The organism is Croceitalea sp. MTPC5, assembly GCF_036985505.1.
In the GTDB taxonomy this organism is placed as follows: domain Bacteria; phylum Bacteroidota; class Bacteroidia; order Flavobacteriales; family Flavobacteriaceae; genus Croceitalea.
In genome coordinates, this window is sequence record NZ_BTGQ01000003.1 from 337,658 (window position 1) to 363,119 (window position 25,462).

A 25,462-nucleotide genomic window follows, 5' to 3' on the forward strand; every position below is an offset into this window, starting at 1 on the left:
ATGTATTAACTATTTGGGTGTGATTTCAAATCCTCGCCTGATAGGTAAACAGATTATAATACCTTCCTTCGGTAGCAATTAATTCATCATGGGTTCCCTGTTCGGCGATATGCCCATTTTCAATGACCAATATTTGGTCTGCCTTGCGGATGGTACTCAAACGGTGGGCAATGACAAACGTAGTCCTGCCTTTGGTGAGTGCTGCCAAACTCTTTTGTATCAAGGCTTCACTCTCGGTATCTAAATTTGACGTGGCCTCATCTAAAATCAGTATTCGCGGATTGGCCAAAACGGCTCGTGCTATAGCGATGCGTTGCCGTTGCCCACCAGAGAGCTTTACCCCACGTTCACCGATCAAGGTATCCAACCCATCTTCAAAACGATCTGTAAACTCATCTACGTAGGCTGCCGTTACCGCTGCTTTTAATTCTTCCTCTGAGGCATCCGGTCTAGGGAAAAGGATGTTTTCTCGAATCGTTCCCTCAAAAAGAAAGTCATCTTGTAAAACAACCCCCAAGTGCTGCCTAAAACTGGTCAAGTTCACTTTGGCCAGATCGTTGCCATCAATGATAATCTGCCCAGAATCAGGATTCAAGAAAGTAGCCGCTAAACCTGCAATAGTCGATTTACCAGACCCAGAACTTCCGACAAGGGCTATGACATCACCCGATTTTGCCTCAAAACTGATATCATGCAGTACTTCTTTATCTTCCTCATAGGCAAAAGAGACATTTTTAAAAATCATATCCCCTTTTAAGTTGGCCAATTGTATCGTTCGATTTTTTTCGTTTGCCTCAGCCGTTTGGTTCATCAATTCTTCGGTGCGATCCAACCCTGCAAGCGCTTCGGTCAATTGACTGCCGATATTGCTCATTTGTACAATAGGCGCTACCATTAAGGCCAATAAAAAGGTAAATTCAAAGTATTCCCCAGTGGTGAGTTCCCCTTGCATCATTTTGTACCCACCATAACCCATCATGATCCCTGTAGTGGCCAACCCCAGTAAAAATGTAGATGAACTCGTCATGACAGCGGTCGCCGTTAGACTTTTTTTGACATTTTGATATAACCGCTCAACCCCGGTTTCAAACACCTTTGCCTCTTGTACTTCTGCATTAAATCCCTTAATGACACGAATGCCCCCTAGTGTTTCGGTCAATCTGCCTTTGACCTCTGCATTGATCTTTCCACGTTCCCTAAAAACGGGCCGAATTATCTTAAAGGCCTTTAAAGCGATAAGTGCGAATAGAATTAGGGGTATGAAAGTTAAAAGTGTCATTGCGGGGCTGATTCTTAGTAAAAGAACTAGTGATACCACTGCGGTAATCGTACCCCCAACCAACTGTACTAATCCGGTTCCTATCAAATTACGAACCCCTTCCACATCACTCATAATACGGGATACCAAGGCACCTGATTTGGTGTTGTCAAAAAATCGTATAGGTAATGAAAGTACTTGTTTTTGAACCTGCGCCCTAAGTTCAGAGATCATGTATTGCGCTTGAATACTCAAGACCTTGGTCAAAAGAAATGACATGATGGCTTGAACCAAAAAAGATAAAATGACCACACCCACTACTATTTTAAGAAAGTCATAGTTTTTGTTTGGAACAATATCATCTAAAAAATAACGCAATGAAATGGGTGCGACAAAACTAGCCGCTTTGCTGATTACTATTAACAAAAGACCCAAAAAGACCAAATTTCTTCGTGGCCATATAATGGTCTTAAAGGCTTTTAAAATGCTTACTTTTTTAGCTGCCATAAGTAGTCTTGGTTTTATGGCCATAAAGTTAGCTTATAGTTTTAGCATAACCCGATTAAATGTAATGAACTCGTTTTGCGTTGCTAAAGTATCTTCGAATTTTACCTTTTGATTTTGCGTGATTCCCTCTCGTTGTCACCGCTGTGCAACCAAAATTTTTTTCAAAGAGTATAAAGGCCTTTATGCCTTAATACAACCATAATCTCAAGACAAGTTCGACTTCAATAGGCATGGATGGGCCCGCGGTGAACTTTTTCATCTACGGTTAGGGCATATCGAAACACGCTATTTTTGACATCATATTTTTTTAAGTCGATATAGACCTCATTCTTGGGTTGGGAGTATCCTTCAAATAGGGTTTCCACCGTATTCCCATAATAATCCAACAACTCTAATTTCGACGGAAGGCCATTGGGCACCTGATAGTTAAAGACAATGGTATTCTTGTTTACATCAGTTCTTATGGAGACGGGTACTTTTCCATTGCCGACCTTAATTTCGGTCAACACCGATGGGCTATAAACGACGAGTTCTTCCAAATTCTTTTGTGGAACGAGTTTTAGGTATACCATTTGTTCTTCTTGGTTCCAGAAATAGCTCGAAATGTTCTTTTGATGAAGTGCGTGAAGATTATCTGACGAGGGAATCAAACTTCCAAAAGATCTGATTGCTGCGACACTATTGTGCTGATAGGGTACTTTGATTAAAATGGGTTTGTTCGAAGCGGCTTCCCATTCTAGACCAATATCATAAAATTGCATTTCTTCTTTACCGAGTTCAAGCTCATAAGTTTCATTTGCAGCAAGCAAAAATCGATGCCTGTTCGCAGGTTTCCTTTTGGTCAATCGGTTAGCTTTAAAGGGATGGTACAGACTAATTGTATTCAATTGGCCATCATGCTCATGTACTGGATCTGAAAGGCCAAAACCTGTTGAAATGGTTAAACTTCCTATATTGGCCTGGGTCGTGCCGTAAATGGAATCATGCCCTGTATGTATTGGAGTACTATTGGCAGTAAACAAGAACGATTCTTTGGTATATAGCAAATAGCCTTTAGTGGTTTTCGCTGGCCCATGGTGGCCATGTGGCATGGCATGCCCCATTTGGTGATGGTGTGCCGCCTTCTGTCCATCTTTTTTATGAATCAGCGAACCATCTTTATCATTGATGATACTTTCTTTATGGAGTTTTTCAAAAGAGAGGGTATTGGTATTTTCAAAATCAATAGTCTCAAAGTAGTTATCGGGTGATATCTTGCCTTTAAAATGAATGCCCGTACTATAATTTTTGATTTTGACACCATTTATTTTTGGCGCGGCTTTGCCATAGGCGCTTGATATGAGTAGGGCTTGCGAATTCACCTTGGGCTCTTTTTTTATAAATTCGAATGAGGAGTCTTGAATATAGACAGCACCAGGGATACATCCTATCACATTATTAATGAACCTATAATCGGAAATCAACAAATTATTCTTTTTCAACTTGGCCCCGATGTCAAAACCGTTAATACTGTTACGCGAGGTTTTCCAAATTTTCATATCGCTAAAATCCTCGATGAGTACCCCGATCTTGGTCGCTGTTTTGTCTGTATGGGAATAATTGATGACTGAATTTCCGTCAAAAACAAAATCCGCATTTTTGGTCATCTTCTTCCCTGGGCCGACATAACTACGGCTCAAAAAACCGATACCACTGGCCTTGCCATTGACGAACACCTTGTTGTTTATGAAAGTTTGGTAGGGGTTGTTGAATACTACGGCGAAAATGTCTTTATCGGAATGGTTGTGTATGGTGTTGTCCCTAAAAATGTTGTTGGCACCGTACCCAGAACCTGAACAATGAACGGAGGTGCCATTGTAGGATAAGAACAGATTGTTTTCAATGACCATTGCGGTATTGTCAAGCTGTAAATCGATACCTCCTGATTTTTGAAACACACAATTTCTTAAAAAATTGCTTTTCAGGGTTGTACCAACTATATGTACAGCTGGGTTATTAGAAGAACCCAAACCTATGAAAGCAGCCCCTGAAATGGTCAATTCGCCTGCATTTTCAGCATAAAAACTGGCAGGATTTTCGTTGCCCGCCATAAATTTGATATTCGTATCGGCCGTATTCGAACCTAAGCTATCCATAGTATCATAATCCCTTAAATTGGAATTGTTTTTAGTACTGCCGTGAATTCGTATGCTTCCGCCGTTTTTGACATTGATTCCCTTGGCTATGGTAATCGTAAGGTTTTTATGATATGCTTCTTTTGTAGTACCTACACGAAACGTACCCCCATCAATTACTAATTCGGAGAGTTGTACATGACAGTCGTTTTTTTCTGAGACCCTGAAATCCCCTTTCACTATCAATTTCCCAGCAATGAGGTTTTTTTTGCCTAAAACGAATTCCTCCCCTTTTTCAATCACCAATACCTTGTTCTTTTGTGAATGTATCGAATTGGTACTGAAACAAACGGAAAGTACCCCTAGCACTAAACAGAGTTTACGTGTCATTTGATTCTTTTTGGTCGTGGGGTTAGTTCTTGATTACTTTTATGGGTACCGAAGTATCCTCAACACGTATATTTAGTACATATATACCCGATTGGTTGACCATATTACCCAGCGGAATGCTTTGATTTCCAGAATCTTGTTCCCCAAGAAAAATTTGGTTTACTTTTCTTCCCAAGACATCGTATACCTCTATGGAGACCAACTCTTTCTGATACAAGGTGTATTCTAGTTTAGAATCTGGGGTCAGTGGATTTGGATATACGACCATATCCCTAAAATATTGTTCTGGGCTTCCACTCTCAACCCCAAAATTGTTACCTGTTTTTTCTCCTTTAGGTATCAAATTTACCCATGAATAACCTTCTTCATCGGTTACCATTTTCACATGTACCGCGCCAGCTACTGAATCAAAGTAATACGAAGTTTTTTGCTGCGTGTACAGTTCTTTTAAACTTTGCGCTTCAATAATGGGGAACTCTTCGCGATCCAATACTTCAACTCCGGTAAACGGCATCGGATGTTTAAATATGGTCCATTCCCCTTCTTTGCCCAAAACACTGCGCAATTGCAAGTTTTGGCCCTTATCGTCAATATCCCATTGTCCGAGAATCGTATAGTTTTGTTGTCCGAAAAAATTGAAAAAACGCTGGTGCGCATGTTGCATTTTAGGGATGCGATGGTTGTCAAAATCCCTGATTAGGGATACTTCTTGGGGTAAATCAAATCCCACCCGGTTCATTTTCAATTGCATCGTGTGTTCCGCTTCGAGAATATATGCCTGCCATTCTTCGTGATAGGCGATGGCATCTTTTTCAAAGGAGGAGTAAGGATGTGCGATGATTACCGGGCGATCGTACCCACTTAAACTACCATCTTCATCGAGCAAAAAGGAAGAATTCTCATTTTTACCCTTACTGCCCCTTGTACTCATCCAAATTGGCACGGTCTCCCCAACCAATTTGATGTTCTTAAAATAGTTTTCTTCCTTATGTCCGCCGTGGCCAATAATTGCCGCTGCTACTTTGCCTTCTTCAACATCTTTATTGATATCGATAAAGGTGACGTTATCAAGTTTTGGTTCTTTGCTTCCCCCTTGTGCTATGGAATAATATCCGGCCCTACGATCACCATGTCTGAGGTGTCGGTTTTTACCACCGATCGTATTCTTTGATTTACCGATAACAATAGTATTCTTTACATGTGATTCTGACGAGAGTAGCCCTATGGAATTGTCTGCAAGCATAAAATTTTCAAGGGTGACATTGGTGATTTCAGTCCAAACCCCGCTCATCATGTTTTTGTAGCCTGTAAAGTTGCTGAACTTCCACATGAGATCCCCGTTGCTGAATTTTGTCATAAAAAAGCCGTGACCATGGCCAACCTGCCCATATAGTGCAGTGTTAGAAATACCTTCATGACCTAAACTTCCAGGAACCGAACAAGAATGGGCTACGTTACCATCAAAAACAATTTCTCTTGGCAATAGGTCAAAATCTTTAAAATCCCTACTTCTTCCCCTTGTATCAAAGAAAAATCCGGTTCCCCTTTCTGAACCTGCGACATGGTTGCCGATAAGGTTATTGTGCGGATTTCGCATCCAAAAGCCACCGACACGTTGTTCGCCCTGAGAACTTCCACCGCCCCCGTCTCTGGGAAAGGCAAAAAATCCCTTGTCAGGTTTACGAACGAGTATGGCAAGGTTGTTCTTAAAGGTATTGTCAACCTCATTGCCATCTTCAGCAGGCACAAACGCATGGTTTTGAATATTGAATACAACCATGTTCTCAACGAGTACATTGTCTGTTTGGTGTACCACTACGGCACGTTGTAACCCATGATGAACGCTGGAGTTTCGAATATAATCCCCCTCCCTATCACCAGCTAAATGCCAATGAAAGTTATAACGGGCCTCTATGCCTGGTTGTCCGGTTTTCGTAAATTCCACACCCTCAACTTGAATTGGTCCTGATTCGACCATGACCATTAAATGTGCCCCAAAACGTTGTTCAACGGAATCTTCCGCTCCTTGAATTTTGATGTTTCGGGTAAGCATACCCACTTCCGCACGTTCATCCAATATTTTGCCATCGTATTCTTGAAGCTCCCCAAAATGTTCAAATTTTAGGGCGGGGGTAAAGTAAATAGTTCGCCCGGCAATACCCGTAATCGTGACTTCTTCTGCTTCATAGGGATCATAGCCACTTGGCGCAATGGCAATTTTGTCCCCTATTTTCCAGTTGAACGGATCTTTGTCCAGAACGAGTTTGGTATCCCCGATAGTTAGAGAACCGTCAAGTTGTCCCCAACTGAGCTTGTTGGCACTGCTACCGTGTAATTGCAACGAACCACCTCCCATAGTGGCTAAAAATCGCCCTCCCATAGTGTTTACGTCCTCTTTCGGACCGGTCAACGTAATAGTAGCTCTATTTTGAAAGGGTTGCTCTTTGGTCCCTATTTGTAATAACCCATGAACCATGATCCAACGGGCCGTTAAAGAGATATTGGCGTCTTTGAACAATAAATTTCCGTTAATGGTCAAACTACCCAAATTTGGAGTGTTCGTATCTAAGATCACGGTTTGACCTTCTGGGATAATCACATTTTCATTGGCTTTTGGGATACTACCGCTCGGCCATGATGAGGAATCTGACCAATTGTTTTGTGCCGATAAGGGGAGTGAAGTAAAAAGTACCAATAATAAAGCATTACGAAAAAAATGCAATAGCAAGTCGTAGGTGGTTTTAAGTGGTTTCACGGGTATAGCATTTAGGTTAACAACGTGAAAACAACTAAGCCTCGATAAACCCTACCTTTTTTTCGATGAAATGCATAAAAATGTTCGAACAGTAAGCTTTATCGATGCATGCGAGGTGTTAGGTCATGATCATAAAGCATAAAATGCTACTTGAGTTATCTCTACAAATTATGTTATCTTTTCCAGTATTATTGTTAACCATCGCCAAGTTTATCAATGTTGAATTTGTCTATGAACAGGTATGTCACCTTAGTTTGCATGTTATGGGGATGCTTTATGTTATCCGCCCAATATGAACAGGTCAAGTTAACCGCTATTGTGACCGATGATGCCGAAATATTTAAGTCAGCTGAATTTGACTCACTCACCGAAAAGTTAACCGACTTTGAAACTGAAACGACCCACCAATTGGTGGTGTTGACGGTCAAGAACTTGGGTGGTGAGACTATTGAAACTTATGCCAATGGTGTTTTTAATAGGAACGAGCTGGGACAAAGAGCTGAGGATAATGGAATATTGATCGTTTTTTCACGCTTAGATCGTCAGGTTCGAATAGAAGTGGGTTACGGTTTGGAGGCTTATATCACAGATGCCGTGGCCTCGCGTATCATTAGAAATACCATGGTGCCAAATTTTAAAGAGGGTAATTATTTTGAGGGTATTGACGACGCAACAGATCAGATCATCACATTTTTGAACCAACCAGAGGCCTTGGCTGAATTTAAGACCGCTATTGAAAAGGATGAGAACAAAAATCAAGGCGTTGGAATACTTTTTTTATTGGTATTTATTCTAGCATTTTTCACCTCTGGAGCTTTTTTCTTTTATAAGTCTTACAAAAGCCTGCTTATGGTCTTTGAACATGTTTTGAAAGGTGAGATGAGTGTTATTTTAGGTGTTTTTGGCCTATTTCCCCCACTAGTTGGAAGCACTATGGGGCTTATTTTTGCCTTAGGTCCGGGCTTGGTAATATGTCATCAGCTATTTGACTTGAATTGGCCCATCGCCGATTACATATTGGGCGATTTTTCATGGTTTGTTTGGGTATTGGTAGCATTTACCGTGTTTAGTTTTTTGGGTGTTCTAAGCTACCTTAAGTACATCAAGAAAGAACCCCTCAAAATCTCATATTGGAAAAGTAGTCCAAGTTTTATGAAGAAGACTTTCGCTTCCTCAGGTTCCTTTTCGTCAAGTTCAGGCTCCTCATATGGTAGCTCAAGCAGCTCTAGTGGTTTTTCAGGTGGTGGGGGCAGTTCTGGTGGTGGTGGGGCCAGTGGTAGTTGGTGATTTTATACAATGGGTAATATGCCGTACCTTTCCTTTGAAAAATAGTACCGATGAATCGTTTTTTCTTAATTCTTTTTTTGACGACCTTAAGTTCATGTGCCGATAAAAAACCCTTGACCGAAGTTGAGGAATGGGAGGCCCAAGCACAAAATATTGAAATAATCCGTGATGATTTTGGCGTTCCCCATATCTATGGAAAAACTGATGCCGATGCCGTATTTGGGCTTTTGTATGCCCAATGTGAAGATGATTTCAATCGTGTGGAACAAAATTATATTTGGGCAACCGGCCGTTTGGCCGAGGTTGAGGGCGAAGATGCCCTATACAGTGATTTAAGGGCAAAGTTATTTATGACGGAAGCCGAGGCTAAAGCGAACTATGAAAAAAGTCCTGAATGGTTGAAAAAGTTATGTGATGCCTTTGCAGACGGCATCAATTATTACCTACATACACATCCTGAAGTTACACCAAGATTACTTACTCGATTTGAACCTTGGATGCCCATGTATTTTAGTGAGGGGAGTATTGGGGGTGACATTGAACGGATATCCACCCGAAAGATCAAGGCTTTTTATGAATCGGGAATGGAACTTCCTGAACTGGAATTGATAGAGTTGGAAAAAAAAGCTGAAATGGCAGAACCTCAGGGATCTAATGGTATTGCGATTTCAGGTGACCTCACACAATCAGGCAATGCCATGTTGTTGATCAATCCGCATACGTCCTTTTATTTTAGGGGTGAAGTCCATGTGGTTTCCGAAGAAGGCCTAAATGCTTACGGTGCGGTTACTTGGGGGCAATTTTTCGTATATCAAGGATTTAACGAAAAAACAGGTTGGATGCATACTTCAACGTATACCGATGTCATGGATGAATTTAAGGAAACAATTATAAAGAATAATGGTAAACTTTTTTATCAATATGGAGAAGAACTACGCCCTGTAGACTCCACTTCGGTCGTACTGAAATATAGGGATGGTGAAATTACGTCGGAAAAGACTTTTTCAATGTATCGTACCCACCATGGGCCGATTACCCATGCCGTAGATGGGCAATGGACCGCTTCAGCCATGATGTGGGAACCCATAAAGGCTTTAGAGCAATCTTATGTCAGAACCAAACAAGAGGGATATGACGGATTTCGAAAAATGATGGATATCCGCACCAACTCGAGCAACAACACGGTCTATGCTGATGCAGAGGGTAATATCGCATACTTTCATGGTAATTTCGTTCCGAAACGCGATGTAACCTTTGATTATTCAGAACCTGTTGAGGGTAGTAACCCTAAAACGGATTGGCAGGGGCTGCACCCAGTAGATGAAAATATTTTAGTCTTGAACCCAAAAAATGGTTGGATTCAAAACTGTAATTCGACGCCATATACTGCTGCGTTGGAGTTCAGTCCGAAAAAAGAAGACTATCCTTATTATATGTCACGTGACCAAGAAAATTTTAGGGGGGTACATGCCATCGGGTTATTAAATAATAGGACAGGATATACCCTTGATAGTTTAATTGAGCTGGCCCATGACCCCTATTTGCCCGCTTTTGAGGCCCTGATTCCCGGGTTGATTTCGGCATATGATAAAGCACCTATTTCAAAATTAAAGGAACCGATCGAGCAATTAAGAAACTGGGATTTTACCACTTCAAAAGAATCCGTGGCAATGACCTTGGCACATTACTATGGCACCGAATGTTATAGACAGGCTAAAAGACCCAGCGATATGTACGCTATGGAGTTAGTGAATTATTGGGGCGGTACCTCTGACGATACTGAAAAACTAGCCCTGTTCGAAGAAGCTATAAACAAACTTGCGAGTGATTTTGGTACTTGGCAGATGCCGTGGGGTGAGGTCAACCGCTATCAGCGTTTGAACGGAGCCATACGACAACCGTTTGATGATGCGAAGCCTAGTATTCCGATAGGTTTTGCTTCCGGACGTTGGGGTGCATTGGCAGCCTACGGTGCCCGATATCATAACAATACCAAAAAGATGTACGGTACCCGCGGAAATAGTTTCGTAGCTGCTGTTGAATTTGGTGAAAAGGTCAAAGCCAAAACGATTTTGGCAGGTGGGCAGAGCGGTGATCCAGATTCCCCACATTTTGATGATCAAATCGGGATGTATGCCGATGTGCAATGGAAAGATGCTGCTTATTATAGGGAGGATGTTTTGAAAAGGGCGGAAGAAACATACCATCCCGGTGAAAGAAATTAGTTTTGTTAGGAGTTAGGAGTTAGGAGTTAGGAGTTAGGAGTTAGGAGTTAGGAGTTAGGAGTTAGGAGTTAGGAGTTAGGAGTTAGGAGTTAGGTCTTAAATATGATTACTCCTCTTGCCCGTCTTCACCTTTGGTCATATCGGGCTGCTTGACTACGACCATACTGGCCACAGAACCTGTAGAAAGGTTCCAACGGTTGTTATGTATAATCTTGCCATTAGCATCGGTAACCATCACTTGTGCAGTATTCGGACCAGACGAACCTTGATTTAGGGCTTCAAATTCAATTTTGTTAAACCCTTCGTTTAAATCAACATTGACACCTTTAAACGCTCCGGATAACAAGAGATTAGGTTCTACGACATGACCGTTGACATATACCTTGACTCGATCACCATCAACGTATTCATGATCCCTGGCGACGATGCCTATAAACCTTGATGAGGTTTTAAAGTCCCCTAGGTATTGATTCCCGAAATGCTGTTTCGCTCCTTTTTTTTCTTTCTCACCCACTTTAGGGTCTATGACCATTCCGGTTCCAGCTTGGACCAACTCTCGGTCCGGCAACATTTTAATCTGCCTTCCTTTGGATATCAGATTTTCATCAAGTACCGATGGTACGCGCAACGAAGTACCTTGATTACTCGATTTTACGTCGAGGTTATTTTTCGCTCCAACTTTCAAAGGTTTGGTCGTAGGAATATCGCCTTGGGCGAATCCAAATTGGACCAGCAGGAAAAAGAATAGAAAGGGCGATAGTCTTTTCATTATGGTTTATGTCGTAAACGAACACTAAAATTAACAAATACCTTGCCACAGCATTGGTAAAGGGGTGTTAAATGTATTTTTCTTTCGACAAACTGCTTTTTTTAAGACCGAACAAGGGATGCAGAATCGGTACACGAAGTATAAAACCATAAAGCAACCAGCTAACTCCGAAAGTTCCAACGACCAAAACAGTTGCTTTTGGAATAAAACCCCAATCCAAATCCATCAAATAATAGGCAATACAAATGGTAATGGTCTGGTGAAGAATATAAAAAGGATAAACGGCCCTATTGGCATAGGCTAAACTTTTACTTGACCTGTTTAGATATTGTGCCGAAAATGCAAAAAGCACTAGAATCCAAGACCAAATATTAACTACTTTCAAAAGTGCCTCTGTGAAATGCACAACGTATCCATCTTCAAAGAATAGCCAAATCACTACCTGACCCGAAAAGCAGATACAACCAGCAATAAGTGCTTTCTTTTTAAGGAGCTCAAGACTCTTCCAAAAAACATCTCCTATTGAAATCAATAAAAAGCCATAAAAGAACAGTACAATGCTAAAACATAAGTTGAACCAGTCGTCAACGAGTGCGTGGGTAACATCAAAAAAGGGTTCCATAAGGGCTTCCAATAAATAAAGGGGAATACAAAAAAGATACAATCGCAACGGTTTTTGCAATAGTTTTTTAATCCAATCGACCAGTAGTGTGGTATTTCTTTTTAGGTAAATGAAAACAGGACTTAATAAAATCGAAAAAATCAAAAGGTAGGGTAAGAACCAAAGATGGTGCCAGCTGAAATTTCCTTCGGGGTATATTCCTGAATGTGCTACAGTGATAAAGTACTTCCAGTAAGAACCACTGAACGCATTGGTCGCCAATCTTTCAAAGTAGACTTGTGGAGGTACAATAACCAACATTCCAAAGAGCAACGGAATTCCCAGTCTTGAATTTCGTTCCCAAAGAAATTGCCAAATCGTGCGCTTTGATAGGGCATAATATGTGCCCATACCAGAAATAACGAACAGTATAGGTAAGCGCCACTGATTCAAAAATAGCATGGGCCAGCGAAGCCAATCATAGATCACATTATTTTTGATATGCCAACCCCATGGAACAAAGAACATGCCTACATGATAAAATATGAGCAATGTAAACACTATAACCCTAAGCCAATCTAAATCATAACGACGTATTGTTTTCTCCATGATGAAATTGTTTCCCCCAAAGATGGGCGCTACTCATCTTATTCTACAGATTTGATGACCTGAAAAAGTACTGAATTACAATTCTGGAGAACAAACAGGGAATCACTGCTTTTTTTGTTTTATAAACTGGGAAGGAGACATACCAACATGTTTCTTGAATGATGTATAAAAGGCAGATTTGGACTTGAAGCCCACCGAATTACCGATTGCCTCAACGGTCAGATGCGAAAAATCCATACTGATGAGTCTTTCTTTGACGACCCCAATCCTTTTTTTGTTGAGATAATCATTAAAATTAAGGCCGGTATTTTTGTTGATGGCTTGAGAGATGGAATTGGCATTGGTTTCTAGTTTTTGGGCTAGATTTTTTAAGGATGTCCCTTGAGAGAGAAAGTAATCGGTATCATGTAAGAATGTTTCTATTTTTTCAAAACTGACCGTGCTCGAGGCAAAGGTCTCATACTTATCGGCAAACCATGATTTTTCAAAGAATCTCGATTCCATTAAAACGACATAGGAAGTGCTAAAAGCAATAAAGGTTTGTAGTATGCCTATATAGTGGTCACCGCTATCATCATCATACCGGTATAAAACCATAAAGATGATGATGAATAGTGTACCTAAGAGCACCAAGGCGTTTCTGGTGAAAATGTATTTATTCAAGTTGGCTTGATGCGGTATTTTACGAATACGCCGTCGCTCATGCCATACCAGTTGAAACCCAAGTATGATGTATGACAGAAAGCTTATCAGGATCAACCAATCAAATCTATCTTTCAACCAATGATAGCCATAGTCGAAAGATTCAGGCACCTGGGCCGTTTGAATATTTTCGTAGTATGCACCCAAATACGCATTTAGTTTGACTTGTATCGGTGCCGTATAGAAGGGAATTTGACTTAAAAGATAAACGCAAGGTAGTATCAAATGTGGCCAAAGCTGTTTTAAGGCGGGTGATTTCCGTTTGATGGCTGCGTACAGAAAAAAATAGAATGCAGGGGCTATGGTCAATACGAATGCCTCAGTGGAATCATTGAATTGGATGAGGTATTTGATCAATCCGGTATAACAAAGATAGGTGTCTAAAAAAACAAGGGATTGAAATAAGAGAGTCCACCCCAAAAAGGCAATCGCAGTGGTTTTCTTGGCCCTTATTAATATTAAGGTCCCTAGAAAAAAGCCTTGAAAAACCCCTAAGAACATCAATTGTGATGCAAGGTCGTGCCGTATGGGTATTTGGTTTAATATATGTTGAATGGGATCCATGATCAATCAGCAACGTAGTCAGACAACTTTTCAGGGCCTTCTAACAAAACACGTACAATCTGTAGGGTACCATCTATTTTAGTGTCAATGTGCCATTTGATAAGGGAAATATGGTCGTTTTCCAGTTCAATGCCCGTAATACTTCTTGGATGCACGCAACTACCGTCATTGAAAAAAGGAATTTGACCTGGTTCTGGAAATCGAGGTCTATGGGTGTGACCGGCAATGGTGATCCTTAACTTATTTTTGACGATCCAACGTTTGATGCGTCGTTCGATACGAATCAATTCTTTATAGTTTTTGGCCGGGCTAGTTGGATCTGCAATACCAACCACCTGAAGGGGTTTCCACAGAACGCGGACTAAAAATCGGCCCACACGCCAAAAATTATAGTTCCACCAATCGGCTTGATGGCCATGGGTGCAGAAAACCTCTTGTGCCGTATTGCTATGTTTTAAAACTAAGGCCTCGTGATAGGCCAAGCCCTCAAAAAGTGCCTTACTTTCCCCATCTATGGGTTCGAAATAACTCGAAAGGTGCCTGTCAACGTAAGTTTTATCACGATATACCATATCATGATTTCCCCAGACCATGTGCAAACGATTCCCCAAGTGGAATTTTCGCAATAGTTGAAACACGTTTTTATGTGCCTCAAAAATGGACTCAAAATTAATATTCTCCCAAAGTTCATCACCATCACCCAACTCACAATAGTGATAGCCTTCACGATAATAATGGTTCAATGCATGAAAATAAATATTGCGATTGTTGGCGAAGTCGTCGGCAAAACTGTTGTCTCCCCGATGGCAATCGCTAAAAAAAATAAATTTTGAAGTGTCATCAAAAGAAATGGTCTTTGCATTTTTATAAGCCCTATCCAGTCTTTTAAAAGATGACATGATTCTAATTTTTTTTTAAATATCCAAAAAAAGCGGTCAAAACCATAATGATTACCTTAACAATGACCTATTTCTTCTTTTTGTAACTTTACCTATTATTTTACGACCAAGGTGGGTATGGAAAACAATTACACAAGTGAGGCTCCTTTAATTCAGCTCGTAAGCTTCAATAAGCTTTTAGAGCATTATGATGGGCAACTTCACAGTAAAGATGCGTCTCTGGCCTCAAGGGCAAAACATGTTCTTGATGCCCAAGCACCGTATCCTGAATTGCGTGATGGCTTTGACGATTTGGGCATTCTTGAAAAGAGAAAAGATGTTATTCAAACCATATTGGCCGATACTTTTTCGTCGGTATTGACCGAAAACGAAATCAAGACGGCCTCCATTCCGTTTGAAAACTTGGTATTTAATTCTTCCAAAAGGTTTCAAAAAATCTTGGCCGAGGCAGGTGAGGGTTTTGAGCTTGAGATTAGAAACCTGCCTGAAAACCTTCAGTATATCATGCAATGTACTGTAATTCTTGGGTTCTATTACGGTTTTAAAATAGATTTCAAAAGGCCTTTATTTTACGATATTCCCGATGCCAATGGCGTAATGCGACATTATCGCATTTTATATAACGCTGATTTTATGGAAATTAGTCCGACTGACAAGGCAAAGGATTTGGATGAGGAAGACCTAGACGAGTTACTACAGAATTTTGACGACCTACAACTGTGGAAAGAGAAGATACCTCCGAATAGTTTTATATCAAAAGGTTTTGTGATATCGAACATGTTCGATGTGACGGCCGAGCATTCCATATCGGAAATAAAAACGACCCTGATCGGCAACAACAAGAGGGGGAGTGAGAATTTCATGGATGATTTTCAAGATACGTTTAGGTCGCTGTTCAACCTCAAGAATATTTCCGTTGGTTTTGCAGGTTATGATTCCAATACGAATCGATTTTTGAAAATTCATGGTAAGGGCATCGAAAGTTTTATCTTAAAGGGTAAAGAGGTAGAGTATTGTGATGCCATGCTTTGTGATTATTCTTATGGTAAGCTTTTACGCGAGACTACGTATTATGCCATTTCCAATGTTCCTAGATATTACGAGAAAAGTGGTGGTGGGCAGCCGTATAAAAACCTTCACGAACAAGGCATCAAAAGTGCCATATTAGCACCTATTGCCGATAATGGCAAGCTTTTAGGGGTGCTCGAGTTGGTGTCAAGCAATGTCAATGAATTGAATAGTATCAATGCCAATAAATTGATTGATGTGATGCCGTTCATCGTATCTTCCGTACTGCGTTCGATAGAAGAGGAACAGAACCTGATCGATGCCATCATTCAACATGAATGTACCACAGTTCATTCTTCGGTTTATTGGAAGTTTCAAGAGGAAGCGAAACGTTTTATGACCCAAGAATTGATTGGTGAAGAACCAGCTTTCAATGAAATCGTGTTTAAAGACGTATTTCCGCTTTATGGGCAAATTGATATCAAAGATTCGTCTAAACAACGAAACATTGCGATACAGCGTGACCTTATGATCCAGCTTTCTGAGATCAATGGGGTTCTTCAAATGGCCTGGAGTAAGTTTAAACTTCCTATCTATGAAGAATTGATGTTTCGGGTAAATAACTTATTGGATGAAATCAAAGACACCCTATATACCAATAGCGAGCAGAGTATTTTTGATTTTGTACAAGAAGAGATCAACCCTGTATTCCATCATTTGAAAAGGGAAGATGAGGTTATCAAGGCATTTATAGCCCAGTATGAGAAACAAATAGATAAAACCACCGAATCGTATTACGACCATAGACGTAATTATGATGAGAGTGTGATGGAAATCAATATGAAGTTGGCCGCACATTTAGACAAAAAGCAACAAGCGGCCCAAGAAATGTTTCCACATTATTTTGAGCGCTACAAGACCGATGGTATTGAACACAACATGTATATCGGTAGTGCCATTGCCAATGATAGGGATTTTAACGAACTGTACTTGAATAACCTGAGGTTATGGCAACTACAGGTAATGGTAGAAATGGAGAATACGCATTATGCGCTCAAACCAAAATTACCAGTTGCTTTAGACGTAGCCTCACTTCTACTTGTTTATAGTACCCCCCTGGCCATACGTTTCAGGATGGATGAAAAGAAATTTGACGTTGACGGCACTTATAACGCACGCTATGAGGTCATCAAAAAACGAATAGATAAGTCATTTATCAAAGGTACCAATGAACGTTTGACCCAAAAAGGAAAATTGGCCATCGTATATTCACAGAAAAAGGATGAAAAAGAATATTTACGTTACGTGAAGTTCTTAAAATCAAAAGGGTACTTCACAAACAAAATCGAAATTGTGGAGTTGGAAGGTTTACAGGGTGTTACTGGACTAAAAGCCATACGTGCCGAGATATTGTACAAGGCTGATGAAAAGTCTGAAAAGACCTATACCTACGACGATTTAATGCAAGAATTAAAGAGTTGATTCTGCTTGTTTGCTAAAAGGTCATTCTATCAGGGCCGAAGAATCGAAACGCGATACCGAAGGCAATAACTGAAATCACGATACCTATGATAAAGATGGTATACGTCAATCGAAGTATTTTGTATTTTCTATTCAACACCAATCCTAAAAAGTAGAGATCCTTGGTCAGTGAAGAATATATATATTCTTTATCCTTCACTAATTCTTGAATGGCCCATTCATACTCACCAAGGCTCATTTTATGAAAGTTGCCAAAGAACAGCAGGTTTACCTTTTGCTGTCTGACATCATCTTTCGTAAACTTACCTTCGGTAACATTGGGTCTTGTAGCCAACACCGCTAAGATCATCGATATTACACTGAATGTGATAAAGATCAAGGTAGGGTAAATCAAATATCCGTTTGATGGATTATCCAGTTTTGGTATTAGGTTGGATAGCGCCACCGAAATCACTATCGCATTTACCGATAACAAAATATTGGCCTTGGTATCGGCTATGTCACTTAAGGTCAAGTGATTTTTAAGCGTAACCCTAAATAAGGTCTGAATACCGCGATCAGGGCTTTCACTTTTGTACTTTGCCTTAAGGGCTTCTTTTTTGGCTATTTCTTTTTCGGTTTTCTTATCCTTTACAAGGGTGTTGAGGTTTTTTTCTTTGTTATCATTCCAGTTTTCTTTGGCATATTCGGTATAAAAACGATGTTCATTCCTGAACATCTTGATGTTCTCATTGCGCCATTCTTTATCCGAATATTTAGCGATCCCCAGTTTTTCTAATTCCTCCTTTAGAAAATCAGTGGTTTCCCAATAGCTTTTTTGTGCAAAATGCGAGGCATCCGCATCGCGTATTATTTCTTCATGAAGATTGGCAGGTTCATGGTACCGCTTGGTTGCCATAATGATATTGCCGACCGTTTTGATACCCTCCTCTTTATATCCCGTAGATCTTAAAAAATCAGCGGCAATTTGAAAGCTACTTTTTTCGTGGTCTTGAACCCCTTTGGTATATCCCGTATCATGAAACCATGCCGCCAGCAACAATTGTTCATTTTCCCCTTCAGAAAGTTCATGGTTAGCTAAGAGTTCTTTGGTACTTTTAACGACCCGTTGTGTATGTTTTAGATTGTGGTATAAAAAATTGGGGTCAAGTTTGTTTTCGAGCAGTTCGGTAACAAATTCTTCAGCTTTATGAACAATCTCTGACATAGTTTGTATATTGAAAAACCCAAAATACAAAATTTTGGATGGAAGCCCTTTTATTATGAAAAGATTTTACCTAACTGCCTTGGTTCTGTTTTTAGTTTCGAGCTGCGCCACCTACAAAGTAAAGTATAGTGAGGATTTTAATGGAAAAATCGTAGCCCATGATAAAGAGGTCTCACATACCCTTTACCTGATCGGTGATGCGGGAAAATCACCCATTGGGGGTATGAACCCTGTTCTAAAGGCATTTAAAGCAAGACTGGATAAAGCCAGTAAGAACAGTACAACGATTTTTTTGGGGGATAACATCTATCCCGCGGGCCTACCAGATAAAAAAGATTCCACAAAGGCGTATATAGAGGCAAAAAGCCATATAGATGCTCAGCTGGCCACACTGGCTGATTTCAAGGGTAGAAGGGTATTCATACCCGGTAACCATGATTGGTACAATGAGGGGTTGCAAGGCCTTAAACGACAAGAGCGGTATATTGAAGAGGTTTTGGATAGTAAGGAAGTGTTTTTTCCAGAAAATGGATGTCCAATAGAAACTATCGAGGTCAATGATGACCTTATTGTGGTTGCCATTGATACGGAATGGTATTTGGTGAATTGGGATAAACATCCAACCATAAACGATGAGTGTGAGATAAAGGACAGGAATCGTTTTTTTGAGGAAATAGAAGGTATCATAAAAAAGAATGCCGATAAAACGACGATTTTGGCAATGCATCATCCCCTGATGACCTATGGTCCGCATGGAGGTGAGTTTTCATTTAAGAAGAATATTTTCCCTAAAGGTACTTCGGTTCCCCTACCTATCATAGGAAGTTTCATAAACTTGCTGCGAAAAACGTCGGGAGCAAGTATAGAAGACCAATCCAATAAAAAGTACAACCAATTGAAAAATCGCATAAGAACACTTGCACAGTATTCTGAAAAAGTGATTTTCACATCTGGCCATGAGCATACGTTACAATATATAGTGGAAGACAACACTCCGCAAATAGTGAGTGGTTCAGGGGCTAAAAAGGGAGCTTCGCGACTATTGAATGGAAGTAGGTTTTCTACCGGTCAAAGGGGATACGCAATCTTGAACGTCTTTACGGATGGGTCATCACAGGTCGATTTTTACGGTGTCGAAGATGATGGTACGGAAAAGATACTTTACAGTACCGAAGTATTGCCAAAAAACAAGACGTTTTCCACCGGTGGTATGAAGGATGATTTTCCTCCCTTTGTAGAGGCTTCGGTCTACTCGGAGGAGGAAGTTGATAAAACGGGATTTTTCAAAGCAGTTTGGGGCGAACGTTATCGAAAATATTACGCTACTAAAATCAAGGCGCCAACGGTAAATTTAGATACACTCATGGGTGGCTTGAAGGTGGTTCGAAAAGGTGGGGGGCATCAATCAAGGTCGTTACGATTAGAACATAAAGACGGTCGGCAATTCGTGATGCGTGCCCTTCGAAAGAGTGCTGAATTATACCTTCAATCATTGGTGTTCAAAGAACAGTATATTACCGGCGAACTTGAGGGTACCTTGCCCGAAATAATTTTAAAGGATTTTTATACCGGGGCGCATCCTTATGCGCCTTTTACCGTCGGGGCACTGTCAGATGCCATTGATTTATACCATACCAATCCTAAGCTATATTACATTCCCAAGCAAAGTGTGTTGGGTGATTTTAATAGTGATTTTGGAGATGAGCTCTACATGATCGAAGAGCATGTTTCAGAAGGTCATGATATTGCAAGTTTTGGTAAGACAAAGAAAATTGAAAGTACCGATGACCTCATCAAAAAGCTACGGAAAGACGAAGAATATAAGGTAGATGCAAAAGCTTATGCCCGAGCTAGGTTGTTTGACATGCTCATTGGTGATTGGGACCGCCATATAGATCAGTGGCGATGGGCACAATTTGAAGACGCCTCGGGCGATAAGGTTTTTAAACCCATACCGAGAGACCGTGACCAGGTATTTTCAATCATGTCAGATGGTGCCTTATTGGGTATTGCCTCTAAAACAGTACCTGGGCTCAAATTATTCGAAGGCTTTAACGAAGAAATTCGTAGCGTGAAAGGTTTAAATTCTTCTCCTATGACCTTTGCCTTAGATATGGCCTTACTATCTGAAACGACCATCGACGATTGGGTAGGGCAGGCCAAATTTATACAGGAGAACCTTACGGAAAGCACCATTGATGTTGCTTTTGAAGAGTTCCCCGAAGAAGTTCGTGATGAAACCATTACTAAAATCAAAAAGACCCTGTTGCTTAGAAAACAAAAGCTAGTAGCGACTGCACAGGCCTATTTTAAAGTAATTAACAAGTATAGTGTTATTGCCGGCACCGACAAAGATGATTATTTTGTAGTAAATCCATTGCCCAATGGGAAAATCGATGTTAAGGCGTTTCGAATTAAAGGGGGAAAGAAGGCCGATTTGTTTTTTGATAAGATTTATGACCCCAAGACTACCAAGGAAGTATGGATTTATGGTTTGGATGATGATGACGTTTTCGAAGTCAATAATACCAATGGGGCAATCAAGGTCCGTTTAGTGGGCGGCCAAAATAACGACAGTTACAAAATCCATGAAAAAGCCAAGGGGGTGCATACGTATGATTTTAAGACCAAAAAGAATACCTATGAAGAAGCTTTTGGTGGTAGACTACATAAAATCAATGACTATGATACCAATACCTATCAATTCTTGAAAATCAAGGCGAGTAACAATCAATTGTTGCCAGCTGTGGGCTTTAACCCTGACGACGGGGTTCGTTTGGGCTTGATGAACACGTATACGTTCAATGGTTTTCGACAGAACCCGTTTACACAACAACATACGGTAAGTGCTGCGTTTTATTTTGCCACCAGTGGTTTCGATTTAGGATATTCAGGTGAATTCGCCAATATTTTCGAGGGTGTAAATCTAGAGCTGACCGGAAAATTTACGAGTCCCAATTTTGCAATCAATTTCTTCGGATTAGGAAACGAGACCATTAATACCGATGATGAAAATCCGCTGGAGTTTGATTTCAATAGAGTGAAGATAGAAACCATTAAGCTCGCCCCTTCTTTAGTTTGGCGCGGTCATTTAGGCTCAAAGGTAAAGCTCGGTGTAACGTATGAAAATTATGATGTTGAAGAGACCGAAGACCGGTTTATCGAAGGCTTTTTTACCGATGCTGGGCGCGACACCCAACAAGACTTTTTCGGAATCGATGTGGGGTACAGTTATGCCAATGCCGACAATGAAGCCTTTCCGACAGTCGGGATGGCGATTTCCCTAGACGGGGGGTATCGAACCAATCTAGGTGATTCTAGTAGGTCATTCACCTTTTTTATTCCAAGTCTTTCTTTTGATTATAAATTGGTATCGAGTGGAAGTTTGGTTTTGGCCACAAAACTCAAAGGGCATTTTAACTTTAGTGACGATTTTGAATTTTATCAAGGTGCCAGTATCGGTGGAAATAATGGTCTTAGGGGATTTCGTTTTCAACGTTTCACAGGTAGATCGGCCTATTTTCAAAATACTGATTTACGGTTGAGTTTTAGAAAGATGCGTACAGGTCTCTTACCGGTAACCCCTGGTATTTATGGTGGTTTTGACTATGGACGTGTTTGGATACCCGATGAGGATTCCAATATTTGGCATACCTCATATGGTGGTGGTTTTTTTATGAATGGTTCTGACCTCATTTCAGCAAACTTTGGACTTTTCAATAGTGATGATGGCTTACGCTTTGCTTTTGGTGTAGGCTTTGGTTTTTAGAAGAAACCTATCATTTTTGGTTTCCAGCCATTCCTGGGGGTTATGTGGGATAGGGCCTGCCTTGTTGGTATACAGGCGCAGTCGAAACCTTTTTAATGCATATTTTTTCAAGCCCCTGACTTTGCTTGGGGTGACAAAGGTCTGTTTTCTTTGACATCTGTTCCCTTTTAAACCGGCAGTTATCTCAAATCTAAATTATTGTTAGTTTAAAATGAACCTATATAAGTTTCTTCCTTTTGACTTTGATTGTTCGTCCGCAATCAGTAGGGTAGAGTCATTTATGAAGCAGACGGATTCTATCTGGGTATTATAGTTCAAATCAGTTGTTTTGAATTGGGTATCAGAAAGGTGATTCAAATCAACATTGGTTGCCGTATACAGGTAACCATATCCTATCAAAGCGATGGTCTTTCCATCATCTGATATGGCGGCCCCAGTTATCGAACAGTGATCTTGGTTCGAACAAAGGTTAAGGCTTCCCACTAGCTTGGCGTCGTATTCTCCTTTCTCATCCGGAATTTTGTAAATCAACGTTTTACCCAAGTAGGGTCGTGAACGATCTTTTGTGAAAATATATAAATGGTCCTTCCAATGAAAAAAGGCTTCCGAATCGTAAAGTAAGCCTTTCTTTTTGGGAGGAAACTTTTTTTGTTCCGGATAACGGAACCCTATTTCCTCTGCTTCGATTTTATCTCCTTTTTCAACTTCGGGGTTAGGTAACTTATAGATGGTCAGGTTTTTTCTATCATTATAATTATTGCCAAAATCACCGATATATAGATTCCCTTTCTGATCCCTGGTTAGGTCTTCCCAGTCTTTGTTTTTGGCGTTCTTCACCTTGAACTTCTTGATCAATTTGCCTTCTAAGTTGATTCTGTAAATGTAGTCTTTGTTACCATTGTCCTCGATGACCCAAGCCGTGCTTCCGTCATAACTTACGATTCCTGAAACTTCGCTGAGGTTTGATGGCAATCGACCCGAATAACTCAAATTACCATGCCATGTCTGTTGGGCACAGGCCTGGAGCATCACAAAGAGCAAAATACAGCAAAGTCTAGTCATTCGGTGTTTCTTTGATGGGCAGGTAAATTTCAGCTTTCCAATTGATTTCATCCCCACCGGTATTTGGATTGTCGTAGAAGATCTCAAGAGGTTTTGCTTCTACGGGTATATCGTTGTTTTTCGCATAGTCTAAGAGGGCATACCATGCCCTGTCAGAAGTTATATAGTTTCCATTGTAGATTGCCTTAAGGGCCTTTTTGCCAAAAATGCGTTTGTATTCGATATCGGTATCCATAGGTAATCGATCTGAACGAATTATGGGATAGCAGAAGTTATACGCCAAACTATCCTTATTTCGGTTCCATTTGGTGATTTCAACCATGGGGGGGCCATCGAATTCCACCTGATTTTTCAGCAGTGTTTGACCGATGTATGAATAGTTTTTCATCATGCCACCGGCTTTTTGAAATTGTGTGGTCTTAAGCGGTATATAGGCCACATACTTTGAGGGTAATTCGGCCTCGCCAATTATGGTTACTTTAAACTTACCGATATGGTCTTGTAAGTTTTCCATAAAATCGAGAACGGTCTTACGGGAACGTTTTTCAAAATCGGTATCGGTAAAAGGCACCAGAACCTTATTCATCAAACTATGGTTCTCATCATGGATGTTCACTTGAACTTTAGATGTAGAATCGGTAATCGGCTTTATTTTCCAATGATAGGTATGAATGGAGTCGTTGAACTTAACTTTTTGTGTCAGCCTATATAGTGAACCATCTTGGCGAATTTTAGCTACTGTATCCAAGGTTTGATCCCATAATTTCAGGGTTTGATTAATGGCACCGGGAAATGTTTTTGTTTCGAAACGAACGGTGTAGTCGTATGATTTTATGAAGAGATACCAGACTAACCCTATTAGAACAATAAAAAGGATACTATAAAGTATTTTTTTCATAGGAGTTCGTGTTTACGACTACTCTTTTTTTGTTTCTAGATTATCGACAATGAACCTACCCAGGTCACGGCCTTGTTTGACGCCAATCTCTACGGCAGCCCTGTAGTGTATACCGCCGTACATTCGGCTGATAGCGGCCTCATCGGCTGCCTTGTTAAATGATTCGAAAGACCTGACAGGTAGTCCATAGGCTACTTCGGTATCATCGTTAAAATGAAAATCATCACCAAAAATACTGGTCAGGGCGGTAGCGGCGGCACCTGAGACTACACTATGGCCACTGGTATATTCTGGAAATGGGGGGGTCTGTAGAACCGGTTCCCAACTGTCGTCGATATGTTGGTTGATCAAGGTTTCTGGTCGTATGAGGTTACTACGGTATTTTTCATCCCAGCAACTGATAAATGCATCGGCAATCGCGATGGAAGTTTTAGTGTAGGCATGAACGGTCTCCATCACATCAGCATTGTTTTTTCTTGATGCTATTTTGGTTATCCCGATCCAATGGGCCCCAGGCGTTATTTTTTTGGTGGCGAACATCAAATGCCCCCTAGTGACCGATACATAGGGGTTACAGTCCCAAAATTGGGCAATGGCGACTTCTTCTGAAGTATCACCTTTTGCGGTTATTTCGTTACTAATGTCGTAGACTTCTTTAAGTTCTTTGTAAAAGTCTGAATCTTTTTCAACAGAGAACGCGGGTGGGGGTGTGGGTTTGAATTGGCTGGCGGAATCGATTACGAAGGGCCTGATTTTATTCCAATGGGGTTCTATACCACTCATATAAGCGGGTGGGGTAGGTTGCCATCTAGAGGGATCTTCAGAATCTACGGAGAACTTAGGCATTGTCCTTGTTTGTTTGTAGTTGTCTTTGTCCATCCATTCTGAGATGTGCTGGGCCACTAAGAGGCCATATTCCTTTGCGCTATTGAATTCGCTTTCATTTCTGTCTCTCCACGTGCCGTATAGACTATCCCTATAACGCTCGATGCGATCCTCAGAAAATATAAGTCTTTTACTCAGATCCATATGGGCTATCAATGCAGCCAGGTCATAGTTTATTTGCTGGTCGTTCTTTGGTTCTGGAATTTCGGAAAGGCCATGCAGCTGCCCTGATAATGAGCTGTAGTCATTATTGTTTTTCGCCATGATCTCATATGCGGCAATGTTGGGGTATGCGTAAATTCTACTTGCCACTGGTGGTGAAAAAATATCGTGGATCATCACCTCGGTCACCTTATCCACAGCTGCATGAAAATCATTTGGGGTCACGATAATTGGCTTCACTTCTTTTTTGCAGGCATTAAAAAGTATACCTATAAAAAATAGAACGGTTATTACTTTTATTCGGTTCAT

At 40.6% G+C, this 25,462-nt stretch carries 15 protein-coding genes; 4 read left to right on the forward strand and 11 right to left on the reverse strand.

Going from position 1 to position 25,462, the window contains the following annotated elements:
* Positions 1-25: 25 nt before the first annotated feature.
* The 3 genes from AACM45_RS11565 to AACM45_RS11575 all read right to left on the reverse strand — a co-directional run bounded on the left by AACM45_RS11565 (position 26) and on the right by AACM45_RS11575 (position 7,024).
* Positions 26-1,765 (reverse strand): ABC transporter ATP-binding protein, encoded by a 1,740-nt coding sequence (locus AACM45_RS11565; RefSeq protein WP_339142823.1) that lies wholly within the window; start codon positions 1,763-1,765, stop codon positions 26-28.
* 221 nt (positions 1,766-1,986) lie between these two features.
* Positions 1,987-4,269, reverse strand: coding sequence for a G8 domain-containing protein (locus AACM45_RS11570; protein WP_339142825.1), 2,283 nt, complete (start codon positions 4,267-4,269; stop codon positions 1,987-1,989).
* Positions 4,270-4,291: 22 nt separating this feature from the next.
* Entirely contained in the window at positions 4,292-7,024 is a 2,733-nt protein-coding gene (locus tag AACM45_RS11575; protein WP_339142827.1) for a G8 domain-containing protein, read from the reverse strand.
* A gap of 231 nt (positions 7,025-7,255) precedes the next feature.
* Here AACM45_RS11575 and AACM45_RS11580 point away from each other — a divergent pair, with 231 nt between their 5' ends.
* The gene (locus AACM45_RS11580) at positions 7,256-8,311 is read left to right on the forward strand and encodes a TPM domain-containing protein (protein ID WP_339142828.1); all 1,056 of its coding nucleotides are present in this window, start codon (positions 7,256-7,258) and stop codon (positions 8,309-8,311) included.
* Positions 8,312-8,361: 50 nt separating this feature from the next.
* A complete protein-coding gene (locus AACM45_RS11585) occupies positions 8,362-10,536 on the forward strand; it encodes an acylase (protein ID WP_339142829.1) in 2,175 nt (724 codons plus the stop codon).
* Positions 10,537-10,642: 106 nt separating this feature from the next.
* Here the strand turns inward: AACM45_RS11585 and AACM45_RS11590 are convergent, their stop codons facing one another.
* From AACM45_RS11590 to AACM45_RS11605, 4 genes are all read right to left on the reverse strand, one after another.
* Positions 10,643-11,305: a hypothetical protein gene (locus AACM45_RS11590; protein WP_339142830.1), complete on the reverse strand. Its 663-nt coding sequence runs from the start codon at positions 11,303-11,305 to the stop codon at positions 10,643-10,645.
* Between the two features lie 67 nt (positions 11,306-11,372).
* Positions 11,373-12,515: an acyltransferase family protein gene (locus AACM45_RS11595; RefSeq protein WP_339142832.1), complete on the reverse strand. Its 1,143-nt coding sequence runs from the start codon at positions 12,513-12,515 to the stop codon at positions 11,373-11,375.
* A gap of 102 nt (positions 12,516-12,617) precedes the next feature.
* Positions 12,618-13,781, reverse strand: coding sequence for a helix-turn-helix domain-containing protein (locus tag AACM45_RS11600; protein ID WP_339142834.1), 1,164 nt, complete (start codon positions 13,779-13,781; stop codon positions 12,618-12,620).
* Positions 13,782-13,783: 2 nt separating this feature from the next.
* The gene (locus AACM45_RS11605; protein ID WP_339142836.1) at positions 13,784-14,680 is read right to left on the reverse strand and encodes a metallophosphoesterase; all 897 of its coding nucleotides are present in this window, start codon (positions 14,678-14,680) and stop codon (positions 13,784-13,786) included.
* Between the two features lie 117 nt (positions 14,681-14,797).
* Here AACM45_RS11605 and AACM45_RS11610 point away from each other — a divergent pair, with 117 nt between their 5' ends.
* Positions 14,798-17,170 carry a GAF domain-containing protein gene (locus AACM45_RS11610; protein WP_339142838.1) on the forward strand — a complete coding sequence of 791 codons (2,373 nt, stop codon included), beginning with the start codon at positions 14,798-14,800 and terminating at the stop codon, positions 17,168-17,170.
* 13 nt (positions 17,171-17,183) lie between these two features.
* Here AACM45_RS11610 and AACM45_RS11615 read toward each other — a convergent pair whose 3' ends face one another.
* Complete coding sequence (locus AACM45_RS11615) at positions 17,184-18,377, reverse strand: Pycsar system effector family protein (RefSeq protein WP_339142839.1); 1,194 nt, start codon at positions 18,375-18,377, stop codon at positions 17,184-17,186.
* A gap of 55 nt (positions 18,378-18,432) precedes the next feature.
* Between AACM45_RS11615 and AACM45_RS11620 the strand changes: the two genes are divergently transcribed.
* Positions 18,433-22,146, forward strand: coding sequence for a metallophosphoesterase (locus AACM45_RS11620; protein ID WP_339142840.1), 3,714 nt, complete (start codon positions 18,433-18,435; stop codon positions 22,144-22,146).
* A 201-nt stretch (positions 22,147-22,347) separates the two neighbouring features.
* Here the strand turns inward: AACM45_RS11620 and AACM45_RS11625 are convergent, their stop codons facing one another.
* Genes AACM45_RS11625 through AACM45_RS11635 form a run of 3 tightly spaced genes read right to left on the reverse strand, consistent with a single transcriptional unit; the run spans position 22,348 to position 25,462 of the window.
* Positions 22,348-23,208 carry a hypothetical protein gene (locus tag AACM45_RS11625; RefSeq protein WP_339142842.1) on the reverse strand — a complete coding sequence of 287 codons (861 nt, stop codon included), beginning with the start codon at positions 23,206-23,208 and terminating at the stop codon, positions 22,348-22,350.
* Entirely contained in the window at positions 23,201-24,106 is a 906-nt protein-coding gene (locus AACM45_RS11630; protein WP_339142843.1) for a GyrI-like domain-containing protein, read from the reverse strand. Before AACM45_RS11630 ends, AACM45_RS11625 begins: the two co-directional genes overlap by 8 nt.
* Positions 24,107-24,124: 18 nt before the next feature.
* Positions 24,125-25,462, reverse strand: a complete 1,338-nt coding sequence (locus tag AACM45_RS11635) for a vanadium-dependent haloperoxidase (protein ID WP_339142844.1) — start codon at positions 25,460-25,462, stop codon at positions 24,125-24,127.

What these genes read in the sequence shown, in the direction of transcription:
- AACM45_RS11610 (WP_339142838.1), top strand. Translation starts at nt 14,798, where the DNA reads ATGGAAAACAATTACACAAGTGAGGCTCCTTTAATTCAGCTCGTAAGC.
- AACM45_RS11600 (WP_339142834.1), bottom strand. Translation starts at nt 13,781, where the DNA reads ATGGATCCCATTCAACATATATTAAACCAAATACCCATACGGCACGAC.
- AACM45_RS11595 (WP_339142832.1), bottom strand. Translation starts at nt 12,515, where the DNA reads ATGGAGAAAACAATACGTCGTTATGATTTAGATTGGCTTAGGGTTATA.
- AACM45_RS11605 (WP_339142836.1), bottom strand. Translation starts at nt 14,680, where the DNA reads ATGTCATCTTTTAAAAGACTGGATAGGGCTTATAAAAATGCAAAGACC.
- AACM45_RS11635 (WP_339142844.1), bottom strand. Translation starts at nt 25,462, where the DNA reads ATGAACCGAATAAAAGTAATAACCGTTCTATTTTTTATAGGTATACTT.
- AACM45_RS11580 (WP_339142828.1), top strand. Translation starts at nt 7,256, where the DNA reads ATGAACAGGTATGTCACCTTAGTTTGCATGTTATGGGGATGCTTTATG.
- AACM45_RS11565 (WP_339142823.1), bottom strand. Translation starts at nt 1,765, where the DNA reads ATGGCAGCTAAAAAAGTAAGCATTTTAAAAGCCTTTAAGACCATTATA.
- AACM45_RS11630 (WP_339142843.1), bottom strand. Translation starts at nt 24,106, where the DNA reads ATGAAAAAAATACTTTATAGTATCCTTTTTATTGTTCTAATAGGGTTA.
- AACM45_RS11570 (WP_339142825.1), bottom strand. Translation starts at nt 4,269, where the DNA reads ATGACACGTAAACTCTGTTTAGTGCTAGGGGTACTTTCCGTTTGTTTC.
- AACM45_RS11585 (WP_339142829.1), top strand. Translation starts at nt 8,362, where the DNA reads ATGAATCGTTTTTTCTTAATTCTTTTTTTGACGACCTTAAGTTCATGT.
- AACM45_RS11625 (WP_339142842.1), bottom strand. Translation starts at nt 23,208, where the DNA reads ATGACTAGACTTTGCTGTATTTTGCTCTTTGTGATGCTCCAGGCCTGT.
- AACM45_RS11615 (WP_339142839.1), bottom strand. Translation starts at nt 18,377, where the DNA reads ATGTCAGAGATTGTTCATAAAGCTGAAGAATTTGTTACCGAACTGCTC.
- AACM45_RS11620 (WP_339142840.1), top strand. Translation starts at nt 18,433, where the DNA reads ATGAAAAGATTTTACCTAACTGCCTTGGTTCTGTTTTTAGTTTCGAGC.
- AACM45_RS11590 (WP_339142830.1), bottom strand. Translation starts at nt 11,305, where the DNA reads ATGAAAAGACTATCGCCCTTTCTATTCTTTTTCCTGCTGGTCCAATTT.